Here is a 26,090-nt window from a genome sequence, read left to right as displayed (position 1 = left end):
GCGATCCGGGGGATCAGGGTCGCGACGAGCCGATCGGGGACGAGCGCCGGACAGCTGCGACGACTCGCCGACGCCGATACCCGACACGCCGCGTTCCAGATCACGAACTCCGAACGAGCGAACGACGGAGCGGGCGGGCGAACGGGCGGTGGCGGGACACCGGTCCGCACTGAGCCGGGCTCGTGGCGCGGTTGGCGGGGGCCCGCGCGGGGGCGGGCCCGCGGAGTTGGCGCGCCGAGTTGGCGCGCGGAATCGGGGCCGGCGCGGGGGCGCGGGGTGCGGAACTGGCGCGCGGGCTAGGGGGCGACGCGGCCGTTCGCGTTGAACGTCTCGTGAGTGAGCGGCATGAGCTCGGCGAAGCGCTCCTCCATGAGCTCGGCGACCATCTCGATCTCGCGCTGCGGGAAGGACGGGAAGTGCGTGCCCTCGCGCTTGGTGCGCAGCGACAGGAAGTTCATGAGCGAGCGGGCGTTCATCGTCACGTACATCGAGCTGTAGATCGTCACGGGGAGGACGGTGCGGGCCACCTCGCGCGCGATGCCTGCGTCGAGCATCCGCTGATAGGAGGCGTAGGCGGCCTCGCACGCTCCGCGCACTTCGGCGTCGACGAGCGCGTGCTGCTCGGGCGTGCCTGGCAGGAAGTCGTAGGCGCCCGGCTTGCCGACCTGGATGAGGTTACGGTCGGCGCCCGGCACGTAGAACACGGGGCGGAGCTCGCGGTAGCGGCCCGATTCCTCGTTGTACGACGCGATGCGGTGGCGCATGAACTCGCGGAAGACGAAGATCGGCGCCTGCACGTAGAAGGTCATCGAGTTGTGCTCGAAGGGCGAGCCGTGGCGGTCGCGCATGAGGTAGTTGATGAGGCCGCGGTCGCGCAGCGTCGCATCCTGCCCCGACGCCGCGCTCTCGAGCGTCTGCTCGCCCTGCGTCGACACGCGAGCGGCGAAGAGCACGTCGGAGTCGGCGGCGCTCGCGCGCACGAGCTCGACGGTCACATCGGAGCGGAAGGTGATCTCGGCTGCGTCGGACACGATCGAAACCCTACCGGCGGCCGCGGGCATCCGGATGCCGACGGGCCGCGCGGGCGGGCGTCACGAAACGTCACACAGCATCGCAACGGGAATAGATGGGCGGCCGCGCATGGTTGCCTGCTCACATGGACTCCCCCGCGCTCCTCGCGATCGCCGCGCTCGTGATCAGCGCCACCGCGATCGGCCTCGTCATCCGCGCCCGGTCGGGTCGCATCGTGGTCGCCGACCGATCGGAGGCGGCGGATGCTCGACTCGCGGTTCCCGGAGCCGAGGTCACCCTGCTGCAGCTCTCGAGCCCGGTCTGCTCGGCCTGCGCCGTCATGCGGCGCGTGGGCGAGGAGCTGGTCGCGGGCGAGCACGGGCTCGCCCGGCGCGAGCTCGACATCACCGAGCACCCCGAACTCGCGAGCGCGCACAACGTGCTGAGCACGCCGACGACGCTGCTCGTCGACGCGGCAGGAGTCGTGCGCGGCCGCATCGTCGGCGCGGCGAAGCCCGCGGAGGTGCGCGCCGCCGTCCGGTCGGTGCGGGAGAGCATCGGGGCCTCCGCGTGAGCGCGGACGACCTCGACCGGGGCACGTCGGCTGCCCCCGCGCAGTCCGGAATCGACCCGCGCGGGCCGCGCTTCGGCGCCGCGATCACCGCGGTGCTCCTGCTCGCGGTCGTGGGGCTCGCGCTCAGCGGCCAGGCCGTCGCCGCGACCGCGCTGCTCGCGGCGCTCGTCGCGATCTTCGCCTGGGGGGCGTTCGCGGGCATCCGCCGCCATCCGTGGGGCCGACTGTATGCGCGACTCGTCGCTCCGCGTCTGGCGCCGCCGGCGCACCGCGAAGACCCTGCCGCCCCGACGTTCGCGCAGCTCGTGGGCTTCCTCATCACCGGGGCGGGGCTCGTGCTGCATCTGCTCGGCGTTCCTGGCGCGCTCGTCGTCGCCGCGTCGATGGCCTTCGTCGCGGCCTTCCTGAACGCCGTCTTCGACTACTGCCTGGGCTGCCAGCTGCACGTGCTCCTCGTGCGAGCCGGCGCGATCCGGCCGCGTCGCGCGTAGGCGCTCGCTCGAGCCGCTCGCCTAGCCCACGTGCCTGAGCGACGGCCTCTCGCGCCCATCCGAGCGCTTCCGTAGGCTGAAGCTCCCGTCAGGACGAAGGAGACCCTCATGGCCGTCACGAGCGAAGCCACCACCCTTTGGTTCGGATCCCTCACGGAGGGGCACGGAACGACATCGCTCGACTCCTCGGACGCCGCCGAGTTCCCCGTCACGTGGGCCGCCCGCAGCGAGGGAGTCGCGGGCAAGACCAACCCGGAGGAGCTCCTCGGCGCCGCGCACTCGGCCTGCTACTCGATGGCGCTCTCGCACGCGCTCGGCGGGGCGGGGCACGCCCCCGGGAGCCTCCAGGTGACCGCCGCGGTCACCTTCGTGCCCGGCGAGGGGATCACCGGCAGTCACCTGCTCGTGAGCGCGAAGATCCCCGGCATCTCCGCCGAGGAGTTCGCGACCTTCGCCGAGGACGCCAAGAAGAACTGCCCCGTGTCCGCCGCCCTCGCGGGCGTGCAGATCACGCTCGAAGCCTCGCTCGCCTAGTGGCGGCCGCACCTCGCGCAGGCCGCGGCTCGAGTGCCGGGCGTCCGTCCGGCCCTCTCACGGTGCTCGTCGCCGGCGCCTCCGGCATGATCGGCTCAGAGTTGCAGCGGCAGCTGCGTGCGCACGGTCACGCCGTGCGCACCCTCGTGCGACGCCCGCCGCGATCGGAGACCGAGTTCGCCTGGTCGCCGGAGTCGCGCGTGCTCGACGCGCGCATCCTGGATGAGGTGGATGCGGTCGTCAATCTGTCGGGCGCGTCGATCAGCCGCATCCCGTGGACGTCGGGGTGGAAGAAGCAGATCCTCGACTCGCGCATCGGCGCGACACGCGCGCTCGCGGAGGCGATGGGGATGGCCGAGCGGCCGCCCGCGACGTTCATCAGCGGATCCGCCGTGGGCTACTACGGCGACCGGCCCGGCGTGCGCCTCACGGAGGAGTCGGGCAAGGGCGAGGGATTCCTCGCCGACGTGGTCGAGGCGTGGGAGCTCGCGGCGCAGCTCGCGCCGGAGCGGACCCGCACGGTCATGGTCCGCACGGGCCTCGTCATCGGCCCGGGAGGCGCGATGGGGCCGCTGCGGCTGCTCACGCGCGTCGGTCTCGCCGCGCGGGTCGCCTCAGGAGGCCAGCACTGGCCCTGGATCAGCCTGCACGACGAGGCCGCGGCGATCGTGCACCTGCTCGGCTCCGGTCTGCGCGGGCCGGTGAATCTGGCCGGCCCGACCCCGGCGACGAGCGCGCGCGTCACCCGCGCCCTCGCCACGGAGATGCGCAGGCCGCATGCGCTCGTGCTTCCGGAGGCCGCCGTCGCGATCGGCATGGGCGAGGCCGGGCGCGAGCTGCTGCTTCCGAGCCAGAAGGTCGTGCCGGCGAAGCTGCTCGCCGAGGGGTTCCGGTTCCGGCACGAGACGATCGAGCAGGCGATCGCCGACCTCGTGCACCCGGAGATCGCGGAGGTCGCCGACCCGGCAGCCGGCGCCGCCTAAGCCCTAGAGCACGCCGTCCGCGCGGGCGAGTCGGATCGCCTCGCGCATGGCCCAGCGGGCCCGACGGCGGTCGCGCGACGCGTCGTACGCGAGAGACAGCCGGAACCAGTGGGCCCACGACGTCGGGTTCGCCTCGGTCTCGGCCGCGTACCGCGCGAAGATCTCGTCGGCCGCCGCGCGCTCCACTCGCCCGCTCGACCGCGCGGGGAGGCGGTCGTCGGGGAGGCCTCCGTCGGCTTCGAGGCGCCTCGCCAGTCGCTCCGTGCGGAAGCCGAAGACGAACTCGGCCGCGGCGAACCACGCGCCGATCAGCGGCAGGATGATGAGAGCCCAGCCGATCGCGCGCGCGACCGGCTGCGGATCGGTGACGAGCTGGATGGCGTAGACGACCGTGAAGGCAAGGTAGAGCGCGAGCAGGGTGCCCATCGCGAGGGCTCCCCAGCGGGTGCGGTTCCTCACTCGGCGTCGTCCGCCGACGCGGGGGCGCCGAGCCCGATCAGACGATCGAGGCCGATGACGAGGCCGGCCAGCTGAGCAGCGGCGCGGATCGCGATCGCGATGCCCTGCTCGTAGGCCGCCGGGGAGAGCGTCTCGTGCGAGAGCGTCAGCACTTCACCCGTGCCGCCGAAGTGGACGTCCTGCTTCGCGACGACGCCCTGCAGCCGCAGCGAGTGGATGGGCACGCTCGCGACCTGCTGGCCGCGCGCGCGCTGATCGACGTGCGGTGCGACCACGGGGCCGAGCTCCGCGCGGGCGTGGCCGATGAGCTCGGCCGTCCGGACGGCGGTGCCGCTCGGCGAGTCGACCTTCGCGGCGTGGTGCGCCTCGACGATCTCGACCGACTCGTAGAACTGCGCGGCGATGGTCGCGAAGTGCGTCGCGAGCACCGATCCGATCGAGAAGTTCGGGATGATGACGACCGCGGCATTCTCGCGACCCGCGAGGAGGGTGCGCAGCGTGCGCACGCGATCCTCGCTCCAGCCGCTCGTGCCGACGACGACGGCGAGACCCGCGCGCACCGCGTGGTCGACGACCGTCGGCGAGACGCCGGGGTGCGTGACGTCGAGAACGACGTCGGCGCCGAGCATGTCGTCGAGAGAGCTGCGCGAGGTGAGTCGCGCGACGAGCTCGAGATCTGGCTGCTGCTCGATGACGCGGCACGCGACGGAACCCAGACGCCCGCTCGCGCCCACGACGGCGACCCGGATGACCATGCCCTCAGCCTACTGTCGGGATCCCGAGCGCTCGCCGCCCGTGCGCTCGTAGGCTGACGGGATGGTGACCTTCCGCGACGCGAAGCCGACCGACCCGATCGCCGCGGCGCTGCTCGACCAGTACTTCGCCGCCCGCGCCGAGAGCTTCCCCGATGGCCGCGAGTACCGACGACCGGACGTCGACGCCGCGCAGTTCGCGCCTCCGACCGGCGCGTTCCTCCTCCTGGAGGGCGAGAACCTCGCCGGAGAGCCCGCGGATGTGGGGTGCGGAGGGATCCGCGCGGTGCCGGATGGACCGCTCGGAGCGCGCCGCGAGGTCAAGCACGTGTGGGTGCAGCCCCACGCGCGGCGCATCGGGGCCGGACGCGCGCTCATGGTCGAGCTCGAGCGGCGCGCACGCGAGAGCGGAGCACGCGAGCTCGTCCTCGACACCCACGACGCGCAGACCGCCGCCGGGGCGCTCTACGCGCGCCTCGGCTTCGTCGACATCGAGCCCTTCAACCACAACCCGAACGCGACGCGCTGGCTCGGCAAGCCGCTGACCTCCGACGAGTGACGGAGCGGGCGCGGCTCAGGAGAGACTGAGGAAGAGCTTCTCGAGATCGGCGACCTCGACGTCGCTGTCGGAGCCCGTGTCGTCGCGCAGGCACTCCTTCATGGCCGAGGCGATGATCGCGAAGCCGGCTCGATCGATCGCGCTCGAGGCCGCGGAGAGCTGCGTGACGATGTCGCGGCAGTCCCGGCCCTCCTCGATCATCGAGAGCACGGCCGCCAGCTGACCCTGAGCGCGCCGCAGACGATTGGTGATCCGCTTGGCCTCGGTGGCGGGAATCGTCGTCACGGTCGCTCCCCCGTCTCGTAGTCGAGCCCGCGCTGCACCCACGCGGATGTCCCGCCCGCGACCGACACGGCGTCGAAGCCGCGCGCGAGCAGGTAGTCGGCCGCGCGCAGGCTGCGGGCGCCGGAGTGGCAGATCACGTAGATGCGCTCGTCGGGCGGGAGCGACTCGGTCGCGTCGGGGATCGTGCCGAGCGGGACGAGCCTGGCACCCGGCACGTGCGCTGCGGTGTACTCGTCCAGCTCGCGGACGTCGATGAGGGCGATCGGGCCCTGCGCGTGATGCTGCGCGAGCTCGTCGACGGTGATCTCGTCAGCCACGGGATGCTCCAGTCAGGATCGGGGCGGCGGTCGCCGCCGTTCCGGCGAGCCAGGTCGTGTAGCCGCCGTCGAGGTTCGCCGCGGTCACACCGTACTGCCGCAGGAGCGATGCCGCGGTGTGGCCGCGCTGACCGACCTTGCAGTGCACGATGACACGCTCGCCGCGCAGCGACTCGGCGTGATCGCGCAGATCGTCGAGAGGCATGAGCTCCGAGCCCGGAATGGCGCCTGCGGCGTTCTCGCCGTCGGTGCGCACGTCGATGAGACGCCAGCCCTCCTCCACACGGTCGGCGAGCTCGTGCCACTGCACGTTCTCCTCGCCGTCGATGAGGTTGTCGTCGACGTAGCCGAGCATGTTGACCGGATCCTTCGCCGACGCGAACTGGGGAGCGTAGGCGAGCTCCAGGTCGGCGAGCTGCCGACCGGTGAGGCCGCCCGCCATCGCGGTCGCGATGACGTCGATGCGCTTGTCCGCGCCGTTCTCGCCGATCACCTGAGCGCCGAGAATGCGGTCGGTGTCGGCATCGAGGACGAGCTTCAGCGAGAGGGTCGTCGCTCCCGGGTAGTAGCCGGCGTGGTCGCTCGGATGCGTGTGGATGACCCGGATCCGGCGGCCCTCCTCGCACAGCTCTCGCTCGGTGCGGCCGACGACAGCGGCGGTGAGGCCGAACACGCCGAGGACGGCCGTTCCGAACGCCGGGACGGCGTCGTGGGCTCGGCCGGCGATCGCGTCGGCGGCGAGGCGGCCATGGCGGTTGGCGAGGCCGGCGAGCCACACGGGCGCGGCGCCGCCCTCGGCGCGCTGCTTGAGAGCGGCATCCCCCACGGCCCAGATCGCGGGGTCGGAGGTGCGCTGCCGCGCGTCGACGACGAGGTAGCCGCGCTCGTCGAGCTCGAGCCCCGCCTCGCGGGCGAGAGCGGTGTCGGGGCGCACGCCGACCGAGAGGATGACGAGATCGGCCTCGAGGGTCGCGGCTCCGTCGTCGAGCACCACGTGGTCGGGCTCGATGGCGGAGAGGGCGGTTCCGAGACGGACGTCGACGCCGTGGGCGCGCATCCGCTCGGTAACGAGGTGGGCCATCTCGACGTCGAAGGGGCGCAGCAGCTGTGGAAGCATCTCGACGACCGTCACCTCGAGGCCGCGGTGGCGAAGGTTCTCGGCGAGCTCGAGGCCGATGAACCCGCCGCCCGCGACGACGACGCGCCTGGCGTCGCGGGCGCGCTCGATGATGGCGTCCATGTCGGCGAGGTCGCGCAGGGCGAGACCGCGCTCGACGCCGGGGATCGGGATGCGCACCGGGCTCGCGCCCGTGCTCAGGATGAGAGCGTCGTAGGGGATGCGCTCCTCTGTGCCGGTCTCGACCGAGCGGGCGGTGACCGTGCGGGCCGCGCGATCGATCGCGACGGCCTCGGTGCTCACGCGGACATCGAGCCCGAAGCGGGCGCCGAGGGCGGCCGGGGTCTGCAGGACGAGCGACAAGCGCTCCTCGATGACGCCGCCCACGTGGTACGGGAGGCCGCAGTTGGCGAAGCTCACATGCTCGCCCCGCTCGAGCACGATGATGCGGGCGCTCTCGTCCAGACGGCGGAGACGGGTCGCAGCGGACATGCCGCCCGCGACACCGCCGACGATGACGTAGGTTCGGGGATGAGTCATGCCTTCATGCTATACCCCCTGGGGTATTTTGCCAAACGGCCGGATGGTCATGGTCGGCCCACGCTCCGCGCTCCCAGGGGTCTCACGATCGCCCCCCAGAGGCGTGTGCGACAGTCGGGACCATGCTCAGGCCCGCGCTCGTCCGCCGTGCGCGCGCCCGCATCCTCACGATGTTCTCCGGCGACCCCGAGGGCGTCCCCGCGTGGGTGACCGTGCTCGAGACCGGCGACGACGAAGGGTTCTTCGGGCCGGGCTCGGCGGTCTGGGCGGTGCACAACGGCACGCCCACGATCGTCGCGGGCATCCGAGCCCTGCTCATGCAGACGCTCCACCCGGGAGCCATGGCCGGGGTCCACGATCACAGCCGCTACCAGCAGGATCCGCTCGGCCGCCTCGCGGGGACCGTTCGCTGGGTGCTCACGACCACCTTCGCCGATCGCGCCCAGGCGGAGGCCGGCTGCGCGTGGGTCTCGCGTCTTCACGAGCGCGTTCGCGGCGAGTACGCGGGCGCCGACGGCGCGCCGCGGGACTACCGGGCCGACGACGCCGATCTGATCGGCTGGGTGCACTGCGTCTTCGCCGATGCGTTCATCGGGTCGCACGAGACCTGGGGCGGCCCGGTTCCCGGCGGATCCGACCAGTATGTGCGCGAGTGGGCCATCGCCGGTGAGCTGATGGGCATGACCGACCCCCCTCGATCGCGCGCCGAGCTGGACGCCGCGATCGCCTCGTACATCCCCGTGCTGCGCCGCGACGAGCGGGTCGATGACGCCGTCCGCTGGCTGCGATCGCCGCAGCTCGGGCGCGCGGTCGGTCCCGCCTACCGCATCCTGTTCGCCGGCGCGGTCGCGTCGCTGCCCGACCGCTACCGACGGATGCTCGGCCTGCGCCGCCCGTGGTGGCCGGCGATCACGGCGACGCGCCTGATGCTCGCCGGGACGCGCGCGGTGCTCGGCACAGAGTCGTCGAGCATGCGGTTCACGCGACGACGCCTCGAGCGCCTCGCGGGCCAGAACGCGTGAGGGTCGGCTCGGATCCGGTCAGAAGGGCTGCTCGACGGGGAGCCCGGTTCGCAGTTCGACGGGCAGGTGCCCGAGATCGTTGTGCGCCACCAGGACGGGCGGCTTCGCCGAGCGCACCCGGATGATCGTGAGCGCGCAGTTGGCCTGGTTCACGCCCATCCAGCGCCACGCTGGGGCGCCGAAGACCTCGCGCACGAACCAGGCGATCACGAAGTTGTGGGTGATGAGGAGGTCGTGGCGATCCTCGCGCGACGGCGAGAGCCACTCGGCGGTCGCGTCGGCCATCTGCGCCTCCCCCGCGGCGATCTCGGCCTCCGTCACGCTTCCGAAGAACGACTCGAAGGCGTGCGGCATGTCGGGTGCGGGCCCGGATGGGATGCAGTCCATGAGCAGCGCGGTCGGCACGGGCTCGATCGACGGCATGCGCGCGGTCATCGTCCGAGCCGTCTCGACCGCCCGCTGGAGGGGCGAGGTGTGGACGCTCGCGAAGGGGACCCCGCTCAGCCGCTCGGCGATCGCCGTCGCCTGCCGCTGACCGCGGCCGCTCAGGGGGCCGTCGGGGAGGCCGTGCTCGGCGTCCTGCTGCTCGCCGTGGCGCACGAGGTACACGTACCGGGACACGATCGCACTCCTTCGTCGCCTCCGACCCTATGTCATGGGGCGTCGCCGGGGTCGCGCTATCCAGACCCCCTCGGACCGGGGAACGACGACCTTCTGAGTGAGGACAGACAGCCTGGTCTGTCCCCTGCTACAGTGATCCCATCGCCCAGGCGTTCTGGAGCGATCGGATGAGCCGCCCACTCTTCCGAAGCAGACGCAGCGCCCGTCGTCGCACCCTCCGATCGTCGACATCGACAGCGCCGCAGCGAGGAGACACACCGTGACGGTCAGCGCCCCCCTCGAGGCCGCACGGCGTGTCGCCCCTGCGAAGGCCCGGATCCTCGAGACCGCCATGCGGCGGTTCTACGACGACGGGATCCGGCAGGTCGGCGTCGACCTGCTGATCTCGGAGTCGAAGGTCACCAAGGCGACCTTCTACAAGCACTTCGGCTCGAAGGACCGCCTCGTGCTCGAGTACATCTCCACGAGGCGCGACGCCTCGCTCGAGTCGATCAGCGGCCTCGTCATCGCTCACGCCGACCCGCGCGTCGGGCTTCGTCTGGTGGCGGATGCCGTGGTCGCGCAGGTGAACGCGCCCGGCTATCGTGGCTGCCCGTTCCAGAAGGCCGCGGCGGAGTTCGCCGACCCGACCCACCCGGTGCGCGTCGTCGTGACGGAGTTCCACGAGTCGCTCCACGAGATCTTCGAGTCCACTCTCGTCCGCATGGAACACCCGCTGCCGGGAGAGGCCGCGGACGAGCTCATGCTCGCCTACGACGGCGCGATGGCCTGGAGTCACGTGGGCGACGTGATCGCCGCGAGCTCAGCGCTGCGGCGCATCTTCGATCGCATCATCGGTGAGAGCGCGCGCTGATCCTCGCGTGATCCGTCCGGCCGACGGGGATTCGCTGTCGCCCCGTCAGCGCTGCGCGCTCGCGCGATCGAGCTCGGTGAGGTGGTGACGCCCGAGCGCGAGCGAGGGTGCGGCCATCACCTCGTCGAGCTGGTGCGCCTCGCTCACCGACACGACCGGAGCGACGACGCGCGGACGGCTCAGCAGCCAGGCGAGGGAGACGGTCGCGACCGTCGCGTCGAGGTCGGCGGCGACGCGATCGAGGGCGTGCAGAATACGGATGCCGCGGCGCGTGAGGTGCTTCGCGGCCTCCAGCCCCCGCCCGTGCCGCTCCAGGTCGGCGCGCGAGCGATACTTCCCCGTGAGGAAGCCGCCCTCGAGGGCGAATCGCGGCATGACGCCGAGGTCGAGCTGCGCAGCCACGCGGGCCAGGCCGCTCTCGTACTCCGTGCGCTGGATGAGGTTGTAGTGGTTCTGAAGTGCGATCATCGGCGCGACGCTGAGCTGGCCTGCGGCGATCCTGGCCTCGAGCAGACGATCCGGAGTGTGATGGGAGCCGCCGAAAGCGCGAACGCGACCGTCGCGGATCAGTTCGTCCACCGCCGCGAGGGTCTCCTCCAACGGCACGGCGTCGTCGTCGATATGGAGGTAGAGGACGTCGATCATGGTCACGCCGAGCCGATCGAGCGACGCGGTCACCGCTGCCTCGACCGCGCGCGCGGAGAGGCCGGGGTTGTCGGGGCTCTTGCCGATCTTGGTCGCGATCGTGAGCCGGTCCCGCAGACCGCGGCGGCGCATCCAGTTCCCGATCATGATCTCGCTGCGCCCGCCGGCGTACGAGTCGGCCGTGTCGATGAAGGACCCGCCGAGCTCGATGAAACGGTCGAGGATCGCGGTCGTGGTGGACTCGTCGGCCGTCCAGCCGAACGTCGTGCCGCTGAGCGCGAGCGGGAAGACGCGGATCGGGCTCGGGCCGAGACTGCGCCAGGCGACGGGCGCGGCTGTCGCCGTCGGCGACGCCATGAGGTCGGCGCCGCCCCTCGAGTCGGTCACGGTGGGGCCTTTCGAGCTGCGGCGTGGTAGCCGCGCGTGCGGTTCGTGGCCAGACGGTAACGCTCGAGACGACGACTGCTCGACTCCGCCACGCGATCGTTATGCAACCGTGGCGAGCGACGGCCGGCGAAGACCCGGCCTGAGAGCCACGATGCGGCCGCGCCCCCACAGGCGCGACCGCATCGGGGTTCTCTGACGGGCTACGAGGCGGGGTGCACCTCGTCGATGCCCGACGACTTCTTCGCCGCGTTGACCGCGACGATGCCGAAGCCGACCTTGTTGAGCACGTCGGCGATCACGTAGATCACCGCGGCGATGCCGACGGCGAGTCCGATGTCGCTGCCGCTGAGCTCGAGGAACTCCTGGGTCGCGGTGGCCAGCGGGTAGATCGACCAGCCGATGATCACGAACAGTCGCATGATCCAGACCGCGCGACGAACATGCTCCGGAGCGCCCGACACCTTGACGGTGAAGACCGCGTAGACGATGTAGAGCCACGCGAGCACCGAGATCACGAAGAAGATCACGTTTCCGGCCGAGCCGGGCTCGCCCACCTCGCCGAGGTAGCCGGTGGCGATCATGATGATGTCGGCGATGACGAGCTTCGTGATGAGGCCCTTCTTCGCCGCGCCGGCGAGCGCGACGATGATGCCGAACTCGATGAGCAGCAGCGGCGTCGTGATGAGCCAGTCGATGTATCGGACGGGGGTGGTGGCCTCGACGGCCGCCGCGTCGATCGCGCCGCCGGGGAACGCGACCATGTCCTTCATGACGTAGTAGAGGATCGCCGCCACGAACGTGATGACGGCGGCGTACGTCGCGACCGACCTCAGCTCAGGCTTGAGATCGTTCCGCTCCATGATGAACCACAGCGTGCCCGCCGCCATGGCGACGAAGCCGAGCATGAAGAACGCCTGCACAATCTGGAAGTCCACAATTCTCCTTCGAATCGTGTGAAGCGCCGCTCGGGGGCGAGCGGCGGCGATGACTCCATCGGGTTGTGGGCCCCTCCGGGATGGGTGACGATCGCGAATCTATCGTCGAGCGTCGGAATCCACCCCCAGAGCGGCTTGAGCGCGCTGTGCGTCACCTGGGGAACAACTGCATGAATTCGCATAGAGTTGAGGCATCCTGCCGGGTGGCACGGCGGGAGTATCCGAGTTCTGGATCGAGCCTGCAGGAGGCCTCTGTGACCAACGACCCGTTCTGGCGACTGCCCGACGTTCCGACCTTCGAGCTCTCGAGCCCCGACCTCGTCGAGGGCGAGGACCTGCCCCAATGGGCCCGATCGGGAATCGCGGGGGCGGGCGGAGACGACCGCTCCCCCGCCCTGGAGTGGAGCGGCGCGCCCGAGGGGACCGAGAGCTACGTCGTCATGATGTACGACCCCGACGCGCCGACCGGCAGCGGCTGGTGGCACTGGGCCGTCTACAACGTGCCCGCTTCGTGCACCTCCCTCCCCGCGAACGCAGGTGATCCGGATGCGGGCCTCCTGCCGGAGGGCGCCGTGACGGTCTCGAACGAGCTGCGTCTCAAGCGCTTCCTCGGCGCGGCTCCGCCCGCGGGTCACGGCGATCACCGCTACTATTTCATCGTCAACGCGCTCGATGTGACCGCGATCGAGGTGCCGGAGGATGCGACGCCCGCGCTACTCGGCTTCATCCTCCGCGACCACCTCGTGGGGCGCGCCGTGCTGTCAGGGCTCTCGCGGACCGAGTAGCGCGCGTCGGGCCGCAGCGCCCGCCCCCGGACGACGGATACCCGGGGGCGGGCATCCGGTCGTTCAGCGGGAGGTGGGGACTATGCGTCCTCGCCCTCCTCGGGCGCCGCAGCGGCGTCGCCCTCGCCCTCGGCGAGAACCGGGGCCAGCGAGAGCTTCCCACGGTCGTCGGTCTTCGTGATCTCGACGAGGATCTTCTGACCCACGCTGAGGACGTCCTCGACGTTCTCGACGCGCTTGCCGCCGGCGAGCTTGCGGACCTCGCTGATGTGCAGCAGGCCGTCCTTGCCGGGCATGAGCGAGACGAACGCACCGAAGGCCGCGAGCTTCACGACGGTGCCGAGGTACTGCTCGCCCACCTCCGGGTTGATCGGGTTCGCGATCTGGTTGACGCGCGCACGGGCGGCCTCGGCCGAGGGTCCGTCGACGGCGCCGATGTACACCGTGCCGTCCTCCTCGATCGAGATCTGAGCGCCGGTCTCGTCCTGGATCGAGTTGATCGTCTTGCCCTTCGGGCCGATCAGCTCGCCGATCTTGTCTACGGGGATCTGCACGCTGATGACGCGAGGAGCCGTGGGTGCCATCTCGTCGGGGGCGTCGATCGCCTGGTTCATGACCGCGAGGATCGCCATGCGGGCGTCCTTCGCCTGGCCGAGCGCCTGCTGCAGCACCGACGACGGGATGCCGTCGAGCTTGGTGTCGAGCTGGATGGCCGTGACGAACTCACTCGTACCGGCGACCTTGAAGTCCATGTCGCCGAGGGCGTCCTCCGCGCCGAGGATGTCGGTGAGAGCGGCGTAGCGCGTCTCGCCGTCGACCTGGTCGCTGATGAGGCCCATCGCGATGCCCGCGACCGGCGCGCGCAGCGGCACACCGGCGTTGAGAAGCGACAGCGTCGACGCGCAGACGGAGCCCATCGAGGTCGAGCCGTTGGAGCTCATGGCCTCGCTGACCTGACGGATCGCGTAGGGGAACTCCTCGCGGCTCGGCAGAACCGGCACGAGGGCGCGCTCGGCGAGGAAGCCGTGCCCGATCTCGCGACGCTTGGGGCTCCCGACGCGGCCGGTCTCACCGGTCGAGTAGGGCGGGAAGTTGTAGTGGTGCAGGTAGCGCTTGCTCGTGACGGGGTTCAGCGAGTCGATCTGCTGCTCCATCTTGAGCATGTTCAAGGTCGTGACGCCGAGGATCTGCGTCTCGCCGCGCTGGAAGATCGCCGAGCCGTGGACGCGCGGGATGACCTGCACCTCGGCGTCGAGCGCGCGGATGTCGGCGAGGCCCCGGCCGTCGATGCGGACGCCCTCGGTGAGCACGCGCGTGCGCATGATCTTCTTCGACACCGACTTGTACGCGGCACCGAAGTCCTTCAGCGACTCCTCGGGCAGCTCGCCCGCGGCGATGCGGCCCTCGACGGCGACCTTGACGCGCGCCTTGAGGTCGTCGTCTGCCGCCTGGCGCTGGGCCTTGTCGGCGATCTGGTAGACGCCCGCGAGCTCGCCGTGAGCGATCTCGTCGACGGCGCTGTAGAGCTCGGCGCTGTAGGCGAGGAAGACCGGGTAGTCCTGGATCTCCTTCGCCGACTGCGCGGCGAGCTCCTGCTGGGCCTTCGCGAGCTGCATGATGAACGGCTTCGAGGCCTCGAGGCCCTGAGCCACGATCTCCTCGTTCGGCTTCACGGCACCGCCCTGGATGAGGTGCCAGGCGCCCTCGGTGGCCTCGGCCTCGACCATCGTGATGGCGACGTCCTCGCTGCCATCGGCGTTGGTGACGACGCGACCGGCGACGATGATGTCGAAGACGGCCTCGGCGAGCTGACTGTGCTTCGGGAACGCGACCCACTGGCCGCCGCCCGCGTTGTCGGGCATGAGCGCCAGACGGACGGACGCGATCGGGCCGCTGAAGGGCAGGCCCGAGATCTGGGTCGAGGCGCTCGCGGCGTTGATCGCGAGGGCGTCGTAGAACTCGTCGGGCGCGATGCTGAGCACCGTGATGACGATCTGCACCTCGTTGCGCAGGCCCTCGATGAAGGTCGGGCGCAGCGGGCGGTCGATGAGGCGGCACACGAGGATGGCCTCGGTCGAGGGGCGGCCCTCGCGACGGAAGAACGAGCCGGGGATCTTGCCCGCGGCGTACGCGCGCTCTTCCACGTCGACCGTCAGGGGGAAGAAGTCGAAGCCCTCGCGGGGGTGCTTGCCGGCGCTCGTCGCGCTCAGCAGCATGGTCTCCTCGTCGAGGTACGCGGCGACGGCGCCCTGCGCCTGCTGCGCGAGACGACCGGTCTCGAACCGGACGGTGCGGGTGCCGTACTTGCCGTTGTCGAGAACGGTCTCGGCGAACTTGATTTCAGGACCTTCCATTGAGGTCTGTCTCCTTACACGTCTGTGCGCCGGGCATCCCGTAGCGGATGCGCAGCGCGGCGCGCGGAGCAGGAGCGGGCAGGAAGGGACGTCGGCGTGATGCCGCCGGGTCTGCTCTGGCCAACAGTAGACATCCACCGTTCCGGCGCTGCGCGAGCGCTGCGAGACGGGAGATCACCACCGGTGACCAGCTTCGAGCCGGCCTGCTCCGTGCGGTATTCACTTGAGCGACGCGGAACCGCGCCTCGTCCAGGCTATCAGCCCGGCGTGTCGCGGCCTAGTGAGCGGCGCGCTCAGCGCGTCGGCGCGCCCGCCGCTGTCGTCGGCGCAGTGTCTTCGTCGGCGTCCGCCGTCACGACGACCTTGCCACGCAGATGCCCCGCCTCGAGGAACGCGAACGCCTCGCGCACCTCGCTGAGCGGGAACGAGGCGGCGATGGGCACGTCGAGCGCGCTCGCCGCGACGAGCGCGGCGAGGGCATCCAGCGTCGGCGGATGCACCGCGCCGCGCCCCACGCCCCGCACCCCGTAGGCGCTCGCATCGGTGGCGATCGTGTTGATGCGCTCGGGCGGCACGCCGAGCGCGAGCGCCGCCTCGATCGTCTCCGCGCCCGCCTGGTCGAAGACCGCCGTGATGCCGTCGGGCGCCGCCGTGGCGAGTCGCTCGCGAAGGCCGTCGCCGTAGAGCACCGGCTCCACGCCGCGCTCACGCAGCCAGTCGTGGTTGGCGGGACCGGCCGTGCCGATGACCCGGATGCCGCGCCCGACCGCGAGTTGACTCAGGATGCCGCCGACCCCGCCCGCCGCCGCGCTCACGACGATCGTGTCGCCCGAGGCGAGGCCCTGCGAGTCGAGAGCATCCCACGCCGTCTGCCCCGCGAGGGCGAGCCCCGCCGCCACCTCGAGCGGGACTGCCTCCGGCACGCGCGCGATGACGCTCGCAGGGGCGATCACCCAGTCGGCGAAGGCGCCCTGAGGGATGGACCCGAAGACCGCGTCGCCGATCGCGACGGAATCCACACCGGCGCCGACGGCCTCCACGACGCCCGAGAACTCGCGCCCGACGTCGACAGGGAGCGTCAGGACGATGCGCGAGCGCCCGGAGCGGATCTTCGCGTCGACCGGGTTGAGGCCGCCTGCGGCGAACCGCACCCGCACCTCGCCGGCGGCGGGCGGCGCGACCTCGACGGTCTCGAACAGCAGCACCTCCGGCCCGCCGCGCTCGTGGTACCGGACGACGCGGGAGGGGCGGGGCCGAGCGCTCATGGGCCCAGCCTAGGCACTGCGCCCGCTCGGGGGATCGCCGTCGATATCGAGCACGGGCACGCCGACCTGCAGCGCGAACGCCTCGACGCGCAACGGATCGAGCGCGTCGCCGATGGGGGTCGCGATGCGCCCGGACTCGATTACCCACAGCTCGGGTCGGCCGCGTCGGGAGTCGAGCCAGCGTCCGATTGCGAGCTCGTGGCCGTAGGAGTGCTCGGCGACAGCGAAGGGAGCTCGGACGACGAGCGACCAGCCGTCGGATCGCAGACTCGTGCGCCAGCGCGTCGTGATCTGGGCGGCGCTCGCGGCGAGGAGCAGGAAGCCGCCGATCGCGACCGCGATGAGGAGGCCCGTGAGGATGCCGGGGGGCGCGACCCCGAGGACGATCCCCGTCGCGGCGCCCGTCATCGCGATCGCGGCGAGCGCCAGCCGAACGCCCCACGCCCCCGCCCCCGCGCGCACGACGGCGACGGGGCGCAGGAGCTCGTCCGAGGGCATGGGGACATTGTGCGGCGCGTCGCTCGTGCGCGGCTGGGATGCGCGCGTGAACTCGGAGCGGCGATCAGCGGTCGATGACCGGCAGAGGCAGCTCATCGAGTGCGAGCGCGGGGTCGGGGCACGTCGCGCGCATCGCGGCGCGATCGAGAGCGGTCACGCCCGTCACGGCGACGATCGACCAGATGTCGCGCGGTCCGTCCGAGCTGAACGGCCGGTCGCGGATGGCGTCGATGATCGCGCGCGTGTCGGCGATGTCGAGCCGACCGCCGAAGGCGCGCACGCACGCGGGCAGCGCCGTGGTCAGCTGGGCGTCGAGCCATCGCGCCTCGATCGGCCCCTCGAGAGAGATCTCGCTTGTGAACGGGGGGAACTCGTGGCGGCAGAGCGCCTCGGCGCTCGCCGGCGCCCAGGGCTCCTCGCCTGCGATCGGGGCGCCCCCGATCTCCGCAGGCCGGCCCAGCCGGTCGGAGACGCACTCCAGCAGCCGTTCCCGGTAGTCGGACGGGTGGACCCACTCGGTGAACCCGAAGCTCAGCGGCGGCGATTCCGGCCAATGATCGCGCAGCTCGCGCTGGGTGGACTGCGTGCTGTCGAACCAGAGACCCACGAGCCGCTCCGCCCGCTCCGCGGCGACGAGCTCGAGGCTCACGCTCGCCGGCTCGACGGTCGCGCATCCGCCGCACGCGATCGCGAGAGCGCCGAGCAGGAGCGCTGGCGACGATCGGCGCGGCGCCCTGCTCACGGCACGATCTCCGGAGGCTCGAGACCGAGCAGCACCTGACCGGGGTCGGCGCACTGCGTGAGGACGCGCGCTCGGACGAGCGGGTCCCCGACGATCTCGACGTGCGGCCACACGCTCTGCATCGCGCTCACCGATCGGCCGACGCTCGTGGGGAAGATCGCGCCGTCGACCGCCGCGGCGATGTCCGGCACGACGAGCCGAGCGCCCACGCTGCTCGCGCACGCGGGAAGCTCGACGACCAGCTGCTCGCGCACCCACTGGCGCTCGACGGGGCCGCCGAAGGGGTAGAGGGAGCTCCACGGCTGCACCGACAGCCCGCAGCCGATGTCGGCGACGGTAGCCGTCCACGCGGGCTCGGAGATTGGCCCGGGGCCGACCTGCAGGAGCCCGCTCGCCTCGGTCACTGTGACCTCGCGACCGAGCGTTTCGCTCAGGCACGCGGCGCGTGCCTCATCGATGGCCTCGACCGGGACCCACCGGTCGAAGGCGACCTCGAGCTCCGCCTCGGGCCATCGCTCGCGCACGAACCGCGTCGAGTGGGCGACGGCCGCGCGCCACTGGGACGAGATGGTCGCCGATCGCTCGGCGGCGACATCCTCGATCGTGACCGTCGGCTGCGCGGGGAGGGCGGCGCACCCGGCGAAAGCGATCGCCGTGAGCCCGGCGATCGGCGCAGCCGCGCGGCGGCGGCGACCGCGACGGGGTCGATCCGGATCGGGGATCACGGCGAGGCTCCGTCGAGGAGGACCTCAGGAGGGGGGCAGCGGAGGCTCGCGGAGGCCCGCTCGAGCGGGTCGGACCCGACGAGGGCGTACGGGTCGTAGGACTCGTCGGTCCGCCACGCCGCGTCGAAGTCGGCGCTCGAGGGAGGGACGACGACGGCCCAGCCGTGCCGGGCGAGGCAGGCCGGGAGCTCGGAGGTCGCGTACGCGTAGGCCCAGGGCAGCTCAACGCTGCGGACGGATTCCGCGAACCACGAGCGGACGGGGTACCGGCCCTGACAGTCGAAGCTCGCGACATCGACGGCGAAGAGTTCGCGGGCGGAGTCGACGTTCACCCCGCTGTAGTCGATGCGCTGACCCTCGTCCGCCGCGCGCGCGCCGGGGAAACCGGCCGACGCGAGGCACTCGGCCATCACGCCGCCCCACTCCGCGGAGTCGACCCACCGATCGACCACGATGTCGGGCAGCGACACCGGGCCCCACTTGGCCCGCACGAACTCGGCCAGACGCTGCATCGACCGCTCGTGCGCCTGCTCGACGACGCGATCGCGCTTCGCCGCGACAGCCGAGAGACCGCCCGCCGTCTCGACCGCGACCGGGGCGCACGCGGCGAGGATGCCCGGCGCGAGCATCGCGGTGATCAGCCCCGCGACGGCCGACCCTCGCAGGCCGCGCGCACGACGGCGTCGCGTCGCGCGTCGCTGCTCGGGCATGACTCGAGAATCGCACGCGCAGCGGGGATTCGGCAGGGAATGGCGCGACCGGCGCCCCGGGCCGGCGCCTCTGGTCAGCGCCGCTGACGCGCGAGCAGATACTCGACGAGGTAGCTCACGAGGATCATGAGGGCGACGACGATGAGGAGGCCGCGCGCGACGCCGCGGAGAGGCCCCGCGGACGGTGACGCGGCGACGATGATGAGGCCCGTGAGCGCAGCGACGAGCGCGAGCCGCACGAGGCTCACTCGGCGCAGCGCGGGCGGCCTGCTCGTCACCGGGGGCGAAGCCCGTCGGCGACGCGGTCGAACGCCGCCTCGAGCACGGGGCCGGGAGCGCCCTCGCCGTGCCTGGCCCACCAGATGAAGGCCCGGTGCGCGACGAGCACGAGCGTGTCGCCGACGATCGCGGCATCGAGGCCGTCCGGGTCGAGCCCGTCGCGGACGATGAACGCCTGGCGGATGGCGTCGCCGACGTCGGCGAACCGCGCGACGCCGTCGGAGTAGAGGGTGTGGTTGTCGCCGATGAGGAGCAGCCGCTGCCTCGTCACCTCCCGCAGCTCGGGCGGCACCTGCGCCGCCGCGACGTACGCGGCGCGGACGGCGTCGATGGCGGGAAGGCTGGAGTCGGCGGCCGCGATCTCGGCCCGCAGCACCTCGGCGAAGCCTTCCGTTCCCGCCCACACCAGCGACGCCTTGGCCGGGAAGTGCCGGAAGATCGTTCGACGGCTGTGGCCGACGACGCGTGCGATGTCCTCCATCGTCACATCGTCGTAGCCGTGCTCCCGGAAGAGATCGAGCGCCACATGCGCGACGCGCTCGAGATCGAGCTCGACGGGGCGCCCGCGGCGCCGTGGTTCGTTCATCCGAGACACCCTAGCCCCGTCGCGGAGGCTGGGAGCGGAAGTGTCACGATTCCAATCGTTCCGTCCCGGGGAGACGACGAAGGCCGCCTCCGGATCTCTCGGGGGCGGCCTTCGCGCAAGAAGCTCGCGGTGTCTCTCGACGACTCGCCAGCACGCAGGGCGTGCTAGCGGCGCAGACCCAGTCGCTCGATCAGCGAGCGGTAGCGCTCGATGTCGATGTTCTGCAGGTAGCCCAGCAGACGGCGACGCTGGCCCACGAGGAGCAGCAGACCACGACGCGAGTGGTGGTCGTGCTTGTGCTCCTTGAGGTGCTCGGTCAGGTCCTTGATGCGCTTGGTGAGCATCGCGACCTGCACCTCGGGGGATCCGGTGTCACCGGGGTGCGTCGCGTACTCGTCGATGATCGCCTTCTTGACGTCTGCTTCCAGTGCCATAGGTGATCCCCTCTCTCCTCGTTGCGCGGCGCCCTGAGCGGGATGCTCGGGGCTCTCTTTCTCCGCGGCCGTTCGACGGCAACCTTCAGATACTAGCAGTCGGCCGGGGCGGTCGGCCGTCAGGCGGCAACCGCCGTCTGTCGAAGGTGCTTCAGCAGGACAACCAGGTCGGCGACCTGCGCTTCAGTGAAAAGCGACTGCGGGCCCGTCGGAGCGAGCGACGTGAACGGATCCTCGAAGAGCAACCCCGGATCTACCACACCGCGCATCGTCAACTGAGAGACCAGCAAGTCGATGAAGGCGAGCTGATTCGCGGTGAAGGTCTGACCGGCGATGAACTCCCCCACGGCTTCCTGCGCCGCGGCACGGTCGAGGCCCAGCAACGTCCTCACGAAGAGGCCCAGTCCGCCGCTCTCCTCGATCGCCAATGAGAGCTCTCCCGGAGTGAACTCGCCGCTCTCGCGCATGATCGACTCGAGCGATTCGAGGTCGAGAGCCGTGAGCTGCTTGCCGTGCCGCACCTTGAACAGCACGGCGTCCTCTTCGTGGGCCGCGAGGAACGACAGCGCCTTGGCCCGGAAACGTCCGCGGTCAATGCCGGGCGCCCCGGGCACGACGGCGGTGTCGGTGATGGGGCCGAGCGTGTCCTCGAAGTCGGTGTAGATCAGCGGCCGTTCGCGCGGATCGAGGAGCCGGACGAGGTCTCGCAGCCGCACTCGCATCTGCTCGAGCATCGCGACCGTCACGCCGTTCCACCAGTCAACCGAGGCGACATGATCGATGAATTCGAGTTGTGAGGCGATCACGGGAATCGTCGTCTGGTGTGCGAGCGCGTCCGCGATTCCGCGCACGGAGTTCCCTACCGCCGTCAGCGCGGTCGCGTCACTCTCCAGGACGGCAAGCTGCGCTCGGTACGCGAGAAGGTCGAATCTCTTCGCCGCCTCGTCGGTGTCATCGGCATCCGCCTTCGAGGGGAGCCCGCCGAGGGCGATGACGCGTTCGTAGTCGTCCTCCCCCAGAGAGAGCCAGGTTCGTCCATCGCGGAATCTCTCGACCTCGCGTCGATGAGGGCGGACCAGGACGTTGTCGAGAGTCATCCCGTCGACTCGGCTTTGCAGCCGGCCAACGAGGAGCTCTCGTAGTGCGGCGAGCTCCCGGTCGGGGTGCGCTCCGCCCTCCGAAGCGCGGTCGATCGTCCGCACCAGATGCGTGCGAGCTCGGACCAGTCGTTCGGTCAACGAGGCGGCCCGCGTCGAGCGATCGGGCGGCACCTCCTGGTTGAAGTACTCGATGTTCTGGCAGACGTCGAGGATCACGAAGTCCTTCTTGTCGTCGCCGGGGCCGTACAGCTCCGGCCGCAGGCGCGTGCCACGGCCCACCATCTGCCAGTACTTGGTCTTCGAGTGCACCTCCTTGAAGAACACGAGGTTGACCACGTCTGGCACGTCGATGCCGGTGTCGAGCATGTCGACCGACACAGCTACCTGCGGAAACGCCCTTGTGGTCGAGAAGTCGTCGATCAGGCTCTGGGCGTAGTTCACCTGGTGCGTGATGACGCGGGCGAAGTGACCCGCGTAGTGCGGGTAGTTGGCGTCGAACCGCTCGACGATGAACTGCGCGTGCCGCTGACTCTTAGCGAACACGATCGTCTTGCCGAGCTGGTCGCCGCCGTTCACACGACGCCCTTCGGTCATGAGCGCTTCCAGCACCTTGTCGACGGTGTCGGCATTGAACAGCCACTGGTTCACCGCGGAGGCATCCACCTCGTCCGGCACGTCGCCGTCGGCCCAGTCGAGCAGATCCCACTGCTCCTTCTCGTCCTCAGAGAGGTCGTCGTATCGGATGCCCTGCCGTACGAACGACGTCGCGACCGACTTGCCCACCGGTGCCACGAGGTATCCGTCGGCGATGGCGTCGGTGAGATCGTACGAGTCGGTCGGCACGCCGTCTTCGAGCCCGAACAGGCTGTAGGTGTTGTGGTCGACCTCGTCTTTCGGCGTCGCCGTGAGGCCCACGATGTGGGCGTCGAAGTACTGGAAGATCGCCCCATACTTCTGATACACCGACCGGTGGGCCTCGTCGATGACGATCAGATCGAAGTGATTGGGTCCGAAGCGGCGCAGGCCACCGTCCACTTCGTTGATCAGGCCCATCATCGTGGGGTAGGTCGAGACCATGACGCGGCCGTCGACGCCCTTCTCGGTGACGAGGTTGACGGGGCTCGACGCAGGAAGGTGCGTCTTGAAGGCCGCAGCCGCCTGGTTGACGAGGGCGACGCGGTCGGCGAGGAAGAGCACGCGCTTGACCCACCCGCCGCGCATCAGCAGGTCGGTCAGCGCGATGACCGTTCGGGTCTTCCCCGAGCCGGTCGCCATGACGAGCAGCGCACGGCGCTGCTGCTGTTCGAACACTTCGCCCACTCGCCGGATCGCGCGGTGCTGGTAGGGCCGCTCGACGATCGACTCATCGATCGGGATGCTCGCGAGCGCATGACGCGACGTACGCCGCTGCACGGCGAGCGCCAGCTCGTCGCGCGTGGCGAAGCCCTGCACGGCACGGGGCGGGTAGAGGGTGTCATCCCACAGCCAGTGCTCGTAGCCGTTCGTGTAGTAGATCAGCGGACGCTGGCCGAACCGGCGCTCGAGCGCGTCGGCGTAGAGCCTGGCCTGCTGTTGCCCGGCATGCGGGTTCTTGCGCGTGCGCTTGGCCTCGACCACGGCGAGCGGCAGACCGTCGGCGCCCCACAGCACGTAGTCGACGAAGCCGACGCCGCCCGCTGAGCTGTTGGGCATGCCCGCGACCTCGAACTCGCGATCGCGAGGCTCGTCGAGCGCCCAGCCCGCCTCCGCGAGCAGCAGGTCGATGAAGAGGTCGCGAGTGCTCTCTTCGTCGTAGTCGTGGGTGTCGACGAGAGCAGCTGCAGCCTGCTTGGCAGCGGCCACTTCGGCACGCACGGCTTCGAGCTCAGCGGCGAGAGCGGCGTTGTCGGCATGGGCGGCGGCGAGCTTGGCATCCTGCGCCGCCAGCTGCTCGGTGAGGGCCTTCAGCTCTGCGCGCGTCTTCGAGACCGCCCCCGGTTGCGGACGAGGGATGCGCGACACCTCGAAGACGCGACCGGCGGCGGGGCGGGCGTCGGTCGTCGGCGCGTACTGGGTGGCGAGCCAGAACAGCACGTGGAAGAGCTCGCGCACGACGGGCACGCTCTGCGTCTCGCCGAACGGACTGGCGCGGTGCACGGCCTCGTTGCCGCGGCGTCGGATGATGTGCATCTTGGCGACCACGACGGGCGGGACGAGCCGGGTGAAGCTGGGCTCGTGGAGGCGCGCGCTGAGGTCGCGCTGGTAGGGCTCGCGCAGAGTCGAGTCGTAGGCGTACATCCACTCGATGGCCAGTTCGAGAGCGCGACGGGCGTAGAACGACGACGTGCGCGGGTCGCCGAATGCGTACCCTTCGGCCCGACGCGCTTCGGGAATGATCGACGTGAATCGCTCGTGCAGGAAGTCGAAATTGGTCACCCGGCCGTGCCTTTCGTCGGTCTGGCAACTCTAGAGGCGATAGGTGACATCTGGTCGACTTCGGCCCCCGAACGGGGGTGGACACGTCACGAATGTCGGAGCTGTCCGCTGTCCTGGTCTACTGCCCGAATGTCGGGACGGTCGCGCGGTGTCATCGGCAGTGCGCGTGTCACCCTCCGGTGAACCGGAGCATCCCCGAGGAGTACCTCATGAGCAACACCCCCACCACCCCCGAGCGGCCGACGGAATCTCCCGCGGCGCAGCCCACCGCAGCGCCGGCCGCTACTCCGAAGCCGCGTTCGGCCCTCGCCCTCTGGGCGATGATCGCCGGCATCGTCGCGATGGTCAGCGCGATCATCCCGGGTCTGAGCTTCGTGGCCTGGATCCCCGCGGTCGCGGCGATCGCTCTCGGCCTCATCGCACTGATCAGGAAGACCCCGCGGCGCGGCCAGGCCCTGACCGGTGTCGTTCTCGGCCCGATCGCGTGGGTCACCGCAATCATCGTGAGCGTCGGGCTCATCGCAGGCATCAGCGGCGGCGCGGACGACGCTGTCGACGACGAGCCGGTAGCGGTCGAGGAGGCTCCCGCTCCGGTCGCGGAGGAGCCCGAACCCGTCGCGGAGCCGGAGCCTGAGCCGGAGGTCATCGAGCCGGCTGCCGACGTCGTCTACAGCGGCACGGGCGACACCATCCTGCAGATCGAGCTTCCCGCCGGGCCCGACTCGATCGGGATCGCGACGATGGCGCACAGCGGCAGCAGCAACTTCGCTGTCTGGTCGCTCGACGCCAACCTGAATCAGAGCGACCTGCTCGTCAACGAGATCGGCAGATATGCCGGCACGGTGCCGTTCAACCTGTCGACGGCGGAGCGGATCACAGCTCTTGAGATCACCGCGGACGGGGCGTGGACGGTCACGCTGCGCGACGTGCTCTCGGTGCGCGAGCTGCCGGAGAGCTCGACGACGACCGGTCAGGGCGATGACGTTCTGGTCTACCTGGGCGATGCCACGATCGCAGATCTCGCTCACACGGGCGACAGCAACTTCGCCGTGTGGTCGTACGGAAGCAGCAGCGACCTGGTCGTGAACGAGATCGGCGCGTACACGGGGCAGGTCCGCTGGCCGGCCGGCACGGCGCTGGTGCAGATCTCGGCGAACGGCGCCTGGACGATCGCGTTGCAGTAGACCTGCGGTGGTGCGGGCAGGTTTCGGCCCGCCCGCACCTTCTGTCGTTAGTTGCCGTCATCGAGGCATATCTGTTCGAGCCTGGCTCGGGCCAGGTCGGCGACGACCTCGGTGGTTGTCTGCCCCGGGAGCACCGCGACCGTGTTGACGAGCGTGACTGTTGGGCGATGTCTGATTCTCAGCTCGACCACTGCATCTACTCACTCTCTGATGACGTCCGGGGGGCGGTCATCGACGACGGAGGCATGTGCGGCCTGGCCGCCAGCACTGCCGGAAGGCGAGTGACCGAGGCGGCCCAGACGCGGACGTCTGGCTCGATCCAGTTGAGAACCCGGAATGCGGTGAGCATGTCTGCGTTCAGGTCTCGGCGGTAGATCGGTTCGTGGTGCGCGACTCGATTGCGCAACTGAGTCAGACCGTCGAGTGCCGCGAAAGCAATCTGTCGACTCTGGGGTTGGAGACTCGGAAACGCATGACGCAGGTGCGGCGTCCACAAGGTGGCCTCGTAGCGTCGAGCCAACAAGAATTTCCAGAAGCTGAAGTTCAACTCAGCGATGACTCTGCCCGGAGTCTCCGGCCTTCCGAGATCGCGCACTCTCTTCCTCGCCTTGGCGATGTCAGCGCTCGCCTGAGCAGAGAAAATGGACAACGGGTCGTCGCACCAGCTCCCCCCGAGTGAGCCGTGATGGGCCGTGAGCTGGGCGCTCAATGCGTTGCGCACGGTGACCTCAACGATGCCTAGAGACTCGAAAAACGCCCCCGACACCTGCACATTCCACTCGTAGAGCCGAATGGCTTGACTGGCATTGCGATTACAGGCATCCAGGTAGGGTCCCAGTCGCTCGGGCGAAAGGCTCGCCTGTACCTTGGCCATGTCAGCGCTTGTGGCGGGCATTCGAGTCCTCGTGCTACCGTCTTGTTCGAAGAC

Annotated in this window: 29 protein-coding genes; 9 read left to right on the top strand and 20 right to left on the bottom strand. The window is 70.5% G+C overall.

Features of this window, described 5'->3' with window-relative positions; translation table 11 throughout:
- Positions 1-296: 296 nt before the first annotated feature.
- The gene (gene thyX, locus FHX53_RS06035; RefSeq protein ID WP_182490436.1) at positions 297-1,061 is read right to left on the bottom strand and encodes an FAD-dependent thymidylate synthase; all 765 of its coding nucleotides are present in this window, start codon (positions 1,059-1,061) and stop codon (positions 297-299) included.
- A 95-nt stretch (positions 1,062-1,156) separates the two neighbouring features.
- Between thyX and FHX53_RS13570 the strand changes: the two genes are divergently transcribed.
- The 4 genes from FHX53_RS13570 to FHX53_RS06020 all read left to right on the top strand — a co-directional run bounded on the left by FHX53_RS13570 (position 1,157) and on the right by FHX53_RS06020 (position 3,593).
- Positions 1,157-1,585: a thioredoxin family protein gene (locus FHX53_RS13570; RefSeq protein ID WP_246335500.1), complete on the top strand. Its 429-nt coding sequence runs from the start codon at positions 1,157-1,159 to the stop codon at positions 1,583-1,585.
- Complete coding sequence (locus FHX53_RS13565; protein ID WP_343050865.1) at positions 1,582-2,076, top strand: DUF4395 domain-containing protein; 495 nt, start codon at positions 1,582-1,584, stop codon at positions 2,074-2,076. The genes FHX53_RS13570 and FHX53_RS13565 overlap by 4 nt, the downstream gene beginning before the upstream one ends.
- Positions 2,077-2,184: 108 nt before the next feature.
- A complete protein-coding gene (locus FHX53_RS06025) occupies positions 2,185-2,610 on the top strand; it encodes an OsmC family peroxiredoxin (protein ID WP_182490434.1) in 426 nt (141 codons plus the stop codon).
- Positions 2,610-3,593, top strand: a complete 984-nt coding sequence (locus FHX53_RS06020) for a TIGR01777 family oxidoreductase (RefSeq protein WP_343050864.1) — start codon at positions 2,610-2,612, stop codon at positions 3,591-3,593. The genes FHX53_RS06025 and FHX53_RS06020 overlap by 1 nt, the downstream gene beginning before the upstream one ends.
- A gap of 3 nt (positions 3,594-3,596) precedes the next feature.
- Here the strand turns inward: FHX53_RS06020 and FHX53_RS06015 are convergent, their stop codons facing one another.
- Both FHX53_RS06015 and dapB read right to left on the bottom strand, forming a co-directional pair.
- Positions 3,597-4,052, bottom strand: a complete 456-nt coding sequence (locus tag FHX53_RS06015; protein WP_343050863.1) for a hypothetical protein — start codon at positions 4,050-4,052, stop codon at positions 3,597-3,599.
- Positions 4,049-4,807, bottom strand: coding sequence for a 4-hydroxy-tetrahydrodipicolinate reductase (dapB, locus tag FHX53_RS06010; RefSeq protein WP_182490433.1), 759 nt, complete (start codon positions 4,805-4,807; stop codon positions 4,049-4,051). The genes FHX53_RS06015 and dapB overlap by 4 nt, the downstream gene beginning before the upstream one ends.
- 61 nt (positions 4,808-4,868) lie before the next feature.
- On the opposite strand from dapB, the gene FHX53_RS06005 reads away from it, so the two are divergent.
- Complete coding sequence (locus FHX53_RS06005; protein ID WP_182490432.1) at positions 4,869-5,363, top strand: GNAT family N-acetyltransferase; 495 nt, start codon at positions 4,869-4,871, stop codon at positions 5,361-5,363.
- Between the two features lie 15 nt (positions 5,364-5,378).
- On the opposite strand, the gene FHX53_RS06000 is transcribed toward FHX53_RS06005, so the two are convergent.
- The 3 genes from FHX53_RS06000 to FHX53_RS05990 are packed head-to-tail and all read right to left on the bottom strand — an operon-like array spanning position 5,379 to position 7,622.
- Positions 5,379-5,648: a metal-sensitive transcriptional regulator gene (locus tag FHX53_RS06000; protein ID WP_182490431.1), complete on the bottom strand. Its 270-nt coding sequence runs from the start codon at positions 5,646-5,648 to the stop codon at positions 5,379-5,381.
- Positions 5,645-5,965 (bottom strand): rhodanese-like domain-containing protein, encoded by a 321-nt coding sequence (locus FHX53_RS05995; RefSeq protein ID WP_182490430.1) that lies wholly within the window; start codon positions 5,963-5,965, stop codon positions 5,645-5,647. The genes FHX53_RS06000 and FHX53_RS05995 overlap by 4 nt, the downstream gene beginning before the upstream one ends.
- Positions 5,958-7,622 (bottom strand): FAD-dependent oxidoreductase, encoded by a 1,665-nt coding sequence (locus FHX53_RS05990; protein ID WP_182490429.1) that lies wholly within the window; start codon positions 7,620-7,622, stop codon positions 5,958-5,960. The genes FHX53_RS05995 and FHX53_RS05990 overlap by 8 nt, the downstream gene beginning before the upstream one ends.
- Positions 7,623-7,744: 122 nt before the next feature.
- Between FHX53_RS05990 and FHX53_RS05985 the strand changes: the two genes are divergently transcribed.
- Positions 7,745-8,644 carry an oxygenase MpaB family protein gene (locus FHX53_RS05985; RefSeq protein WP_182490428.1) on the top strand — a complete coding sequence of 300 codons (900 nt, stop codon included), beginning with the start codon at positions 7,745-7,747 and terminating at the stop codon, positions 8,642-8,644.
- An 18-nt stretch (positions 8,645-8,662) separates the two neighbouring features.
- Here FHX53_RS05985 and FHX53_RS05980 read toward each other — a convergent pair whose 3' ends face one another.
- A complete protein-coding gene (locus FHX53_RS05980; protein ID WP_182490427.1) occupies positions 8,663-9,265 on the bottom strand; it encodes a histidine phosphatase family protein in 603 nt (200 codons plus the stop codon).
- A gap of 259 nt (positions 9,266-9,524) precedes the next feature.
- Between FHX53_RS05980 and FHX53_RS05975 the strand changes: the two genes are divergently transcribed.
- Positions 9,525-10,118 carry a TetR family transcriptional regulator gene (locus tag FHX53_RS05975; protein WP_182490426.1) on the top strand — a complete coding sequence of 198 codons (594 nt, stop codon included), beginning with the start codon at positions 9,525-9,527 and terminating at the stop codon, positions 10,116-10,118.
- A gap of 45 nt (positions 10,119-10,163) precedes the next feature.
- Here the strand turns inward: FHX53_RS05975 and FHX53_RS05970 are convergent, their stop codons facing one another.
- Both FHX53_RS05970 and FHX53_RS05965 read right to left on the bottom strand, forming a co-directional pair.
- A complete protein-coding gene (locus FHX53_RS05970) occupies positions 10,164-11,150 on the bottom strand; it encodes an aldo/keto reductase (protein WP_343050861.1) in 987 nt (328 codons plus the stop codon).
- 200 nt (positions 11,151-11,350) lie between these two features.
- Entirely contained in the window at positions 11,351-12,085 is a 735-nt protein-coding gene (locus FHX53_RS05965; RefSeq protein ID WP_220476217.1) for a bacteriorhodopsin, read from the bottom strand.
- Between the two features lie 254 nt (positions 12,086-12,339).
- On the opposite strand from FHX53_RS05965, the gene FHX53_RS05960 reads away from it, so the two are divergent.
- Positions 12,340-12,870, top strand: a complete 531-nt coding sequence (locus FHX53_RS05960; protein ID WP_343050860.1) for a YbhB/YbcL family Raf kinase inhibitor-like protein — start codon at positions 12,340-12,342, stop codon at positions 12,868-12,870.
- Positions 12,871-12,950: 80 nt separating this feature from the next.
- Here the strand turns inward: FHX53_RS05960 and FHX53_RS05955 are convergent, their stop codons facing one another.
- From FHX53_RS05955 to FHX53_RS05910, 10 genes are all read right to left on the bottom strand, one after another.
- Positions 12,951-15,224: a polyribonucleotide nucleotidyltransferase gene (locus tag FHX53_RS05955; RefSeq protein WP_182490424.1), complete on the bottom strand. Its 2,274-nt coding sequence runs from the start codon at positions 15,222-15,224 to the stop codon at positions 12,951-12,953.
- A 293-nt stretch (positions 15,225-15,517) separates the two neighbouring features.
- Complete coding sequence (locus FHX53_RS05950) at positions 15,518-16,489, bottom strand: NADP-dependent oxidoreductase (protein WP_182490423.1); 972 nt, start codon at positions 16,487-16,489, stop codon at positions 15,518-15,520.
- 9 nt (positions 16,490-16,498) lie between these two features.
- Complete coding sequence (locus FHX53_RS05945) at positions 16,499-16,987, bottom strand: hypothetical protein (protein ID WP_182490422.1); 489 nt, start codon at positions 16,985-16,987, stop codon at positions 16,499-16,501.
- Positions 16,988-17,051: 64 nt separating this feature from the next.
- Positions 17,052-17,729 (bottom strand): hypothetical protein, encoded by a 678-nt coding sequence (locus tag FHX53_RS05940; RefSeq protein ID WP_182490421.1) that lies wholly within the window; start codon positions 17,727-17,729, stop codon positions 17,052-17,054.
- Positions 17,726-18,454 carry a hypothetical protein gene (locus tag FHX53_RS05935; protein ID WP_182490420.1) on the bottom strand — a complete coding sequence of 243 codons (729 nt, stop codon included), beginning with the start codon at positions 18,452-18,454 and terminating at the stop codon, positions 17,726-17,728. The genes FHX53_RS05940 and FHX53_RS05935 overlap by 4 nt, the downstream gene beginning before the upstream one ends.
- Positions 18,451-19,164 (bottom strand): hypothetical protein, encoded by a 714-nt coding sequence (locus tag FHX53_RS05930; protein WP_182490419.1) that lies wholly within the window; start codon positions 19,162-19,164, stop codon positions 18,451-18,453. The genes FHX53_RS05935 and FHX53_RS05930 overlap by 4 nt, the downstream gene beginning before the upstream one ends.
- 74 nt (positions 19,165-19,238) lie before the next feature.
- Positions 19,239-19,442, bottom strand: a complete 204-nt coding sequence (locus FHX53_RS05925; protein WP_182490418.1) for a hypothetical protein — start codon at positions 19,440-19,442, stop codon at positions 19,239-19,241.
- Positions 19,439-20,029, bottom strand: coding sequence for a TetR/AcrR family transcriptional regulator (locus FHX53_RS05920; RefSeq protein ID WP_182490417.1), 591 nt, complete (start codon positions 20,027-20,029; stop codon positions 19,439-19,441). Before FHX53_RS05920 ends, FHX53_RS05925 begins: the two co-directional genes overlap by 4 nt.
- A 164-nt stretch (positions 20,030-20,193) precedes the next feature.
- Positions 20,194-20,463, bottom strand: a complete 270-nt coding sequence (gene rpsO / locus FHX53_RS05915; protein WP_055855728.1) for a 30S ribosomal protein S15 — start codon at positions 20,461-20,463, stop codon at positions 20,194-20,196.
- Between the two features lie 119 nt (positions 20,464-20,582).
- A complete protein-coding gene (locus tag FHX53_RS05910) occupies positions 20,583-23,978 on the bottom strand; it encodes a DEAD/DEAH box helicase family protein (protein WP_182490416.1) in 3,396 nt (1,131 codons plus the stop codon).
- Positions 23,979-24,187: 209 nt separating this feature from the next.
- Here FHX53_RS05910 and FHX53_RS05905 point away from each other — a divergent pair, with 209 nt between their 5' ends.
- Entirely contained in the window at positions 24,188-25,162 is a 975-nt protein-coding gene (locus FHX53_RS05905; RefSeq protein ID WP_182490415.1) for a DUF4190 domain-containing protein, read from the top strand.
- Positions 25,163-25,358: 196 nt separating this feature from the next.
- Here FHX53_RS05905 and FHX53_RS05900 read toward each other — a convergent pair whose 3' ends face one another.
- Positions 25,359-26,036, bottom strand: coding sequence for a hypothetical protein (locus tag FHX53_RS05900; protein ID WP_182490414.1), 678 nt, complete (start codon positions 26,034-26,036; stop codon positions 25,359-25,361).
- Between the last annotated feature and the right edge of the window lie 54 nt (positions 26,037-26,090).

This window comes from Microcella alkalica (assembly GCF_014137945.1).
In the GTDB taxonomy this organism is placed as follows: Bacteria; Actinomycetota; Actinomycetes; order Actinomycetales; family Microbacteriaceae; genus Microcella; species Microcella alkalica.
Note: the sequence above shows the minus strand (reverse complement) of the source record. Positions and strands in the feature narration are given on the sequence as shown.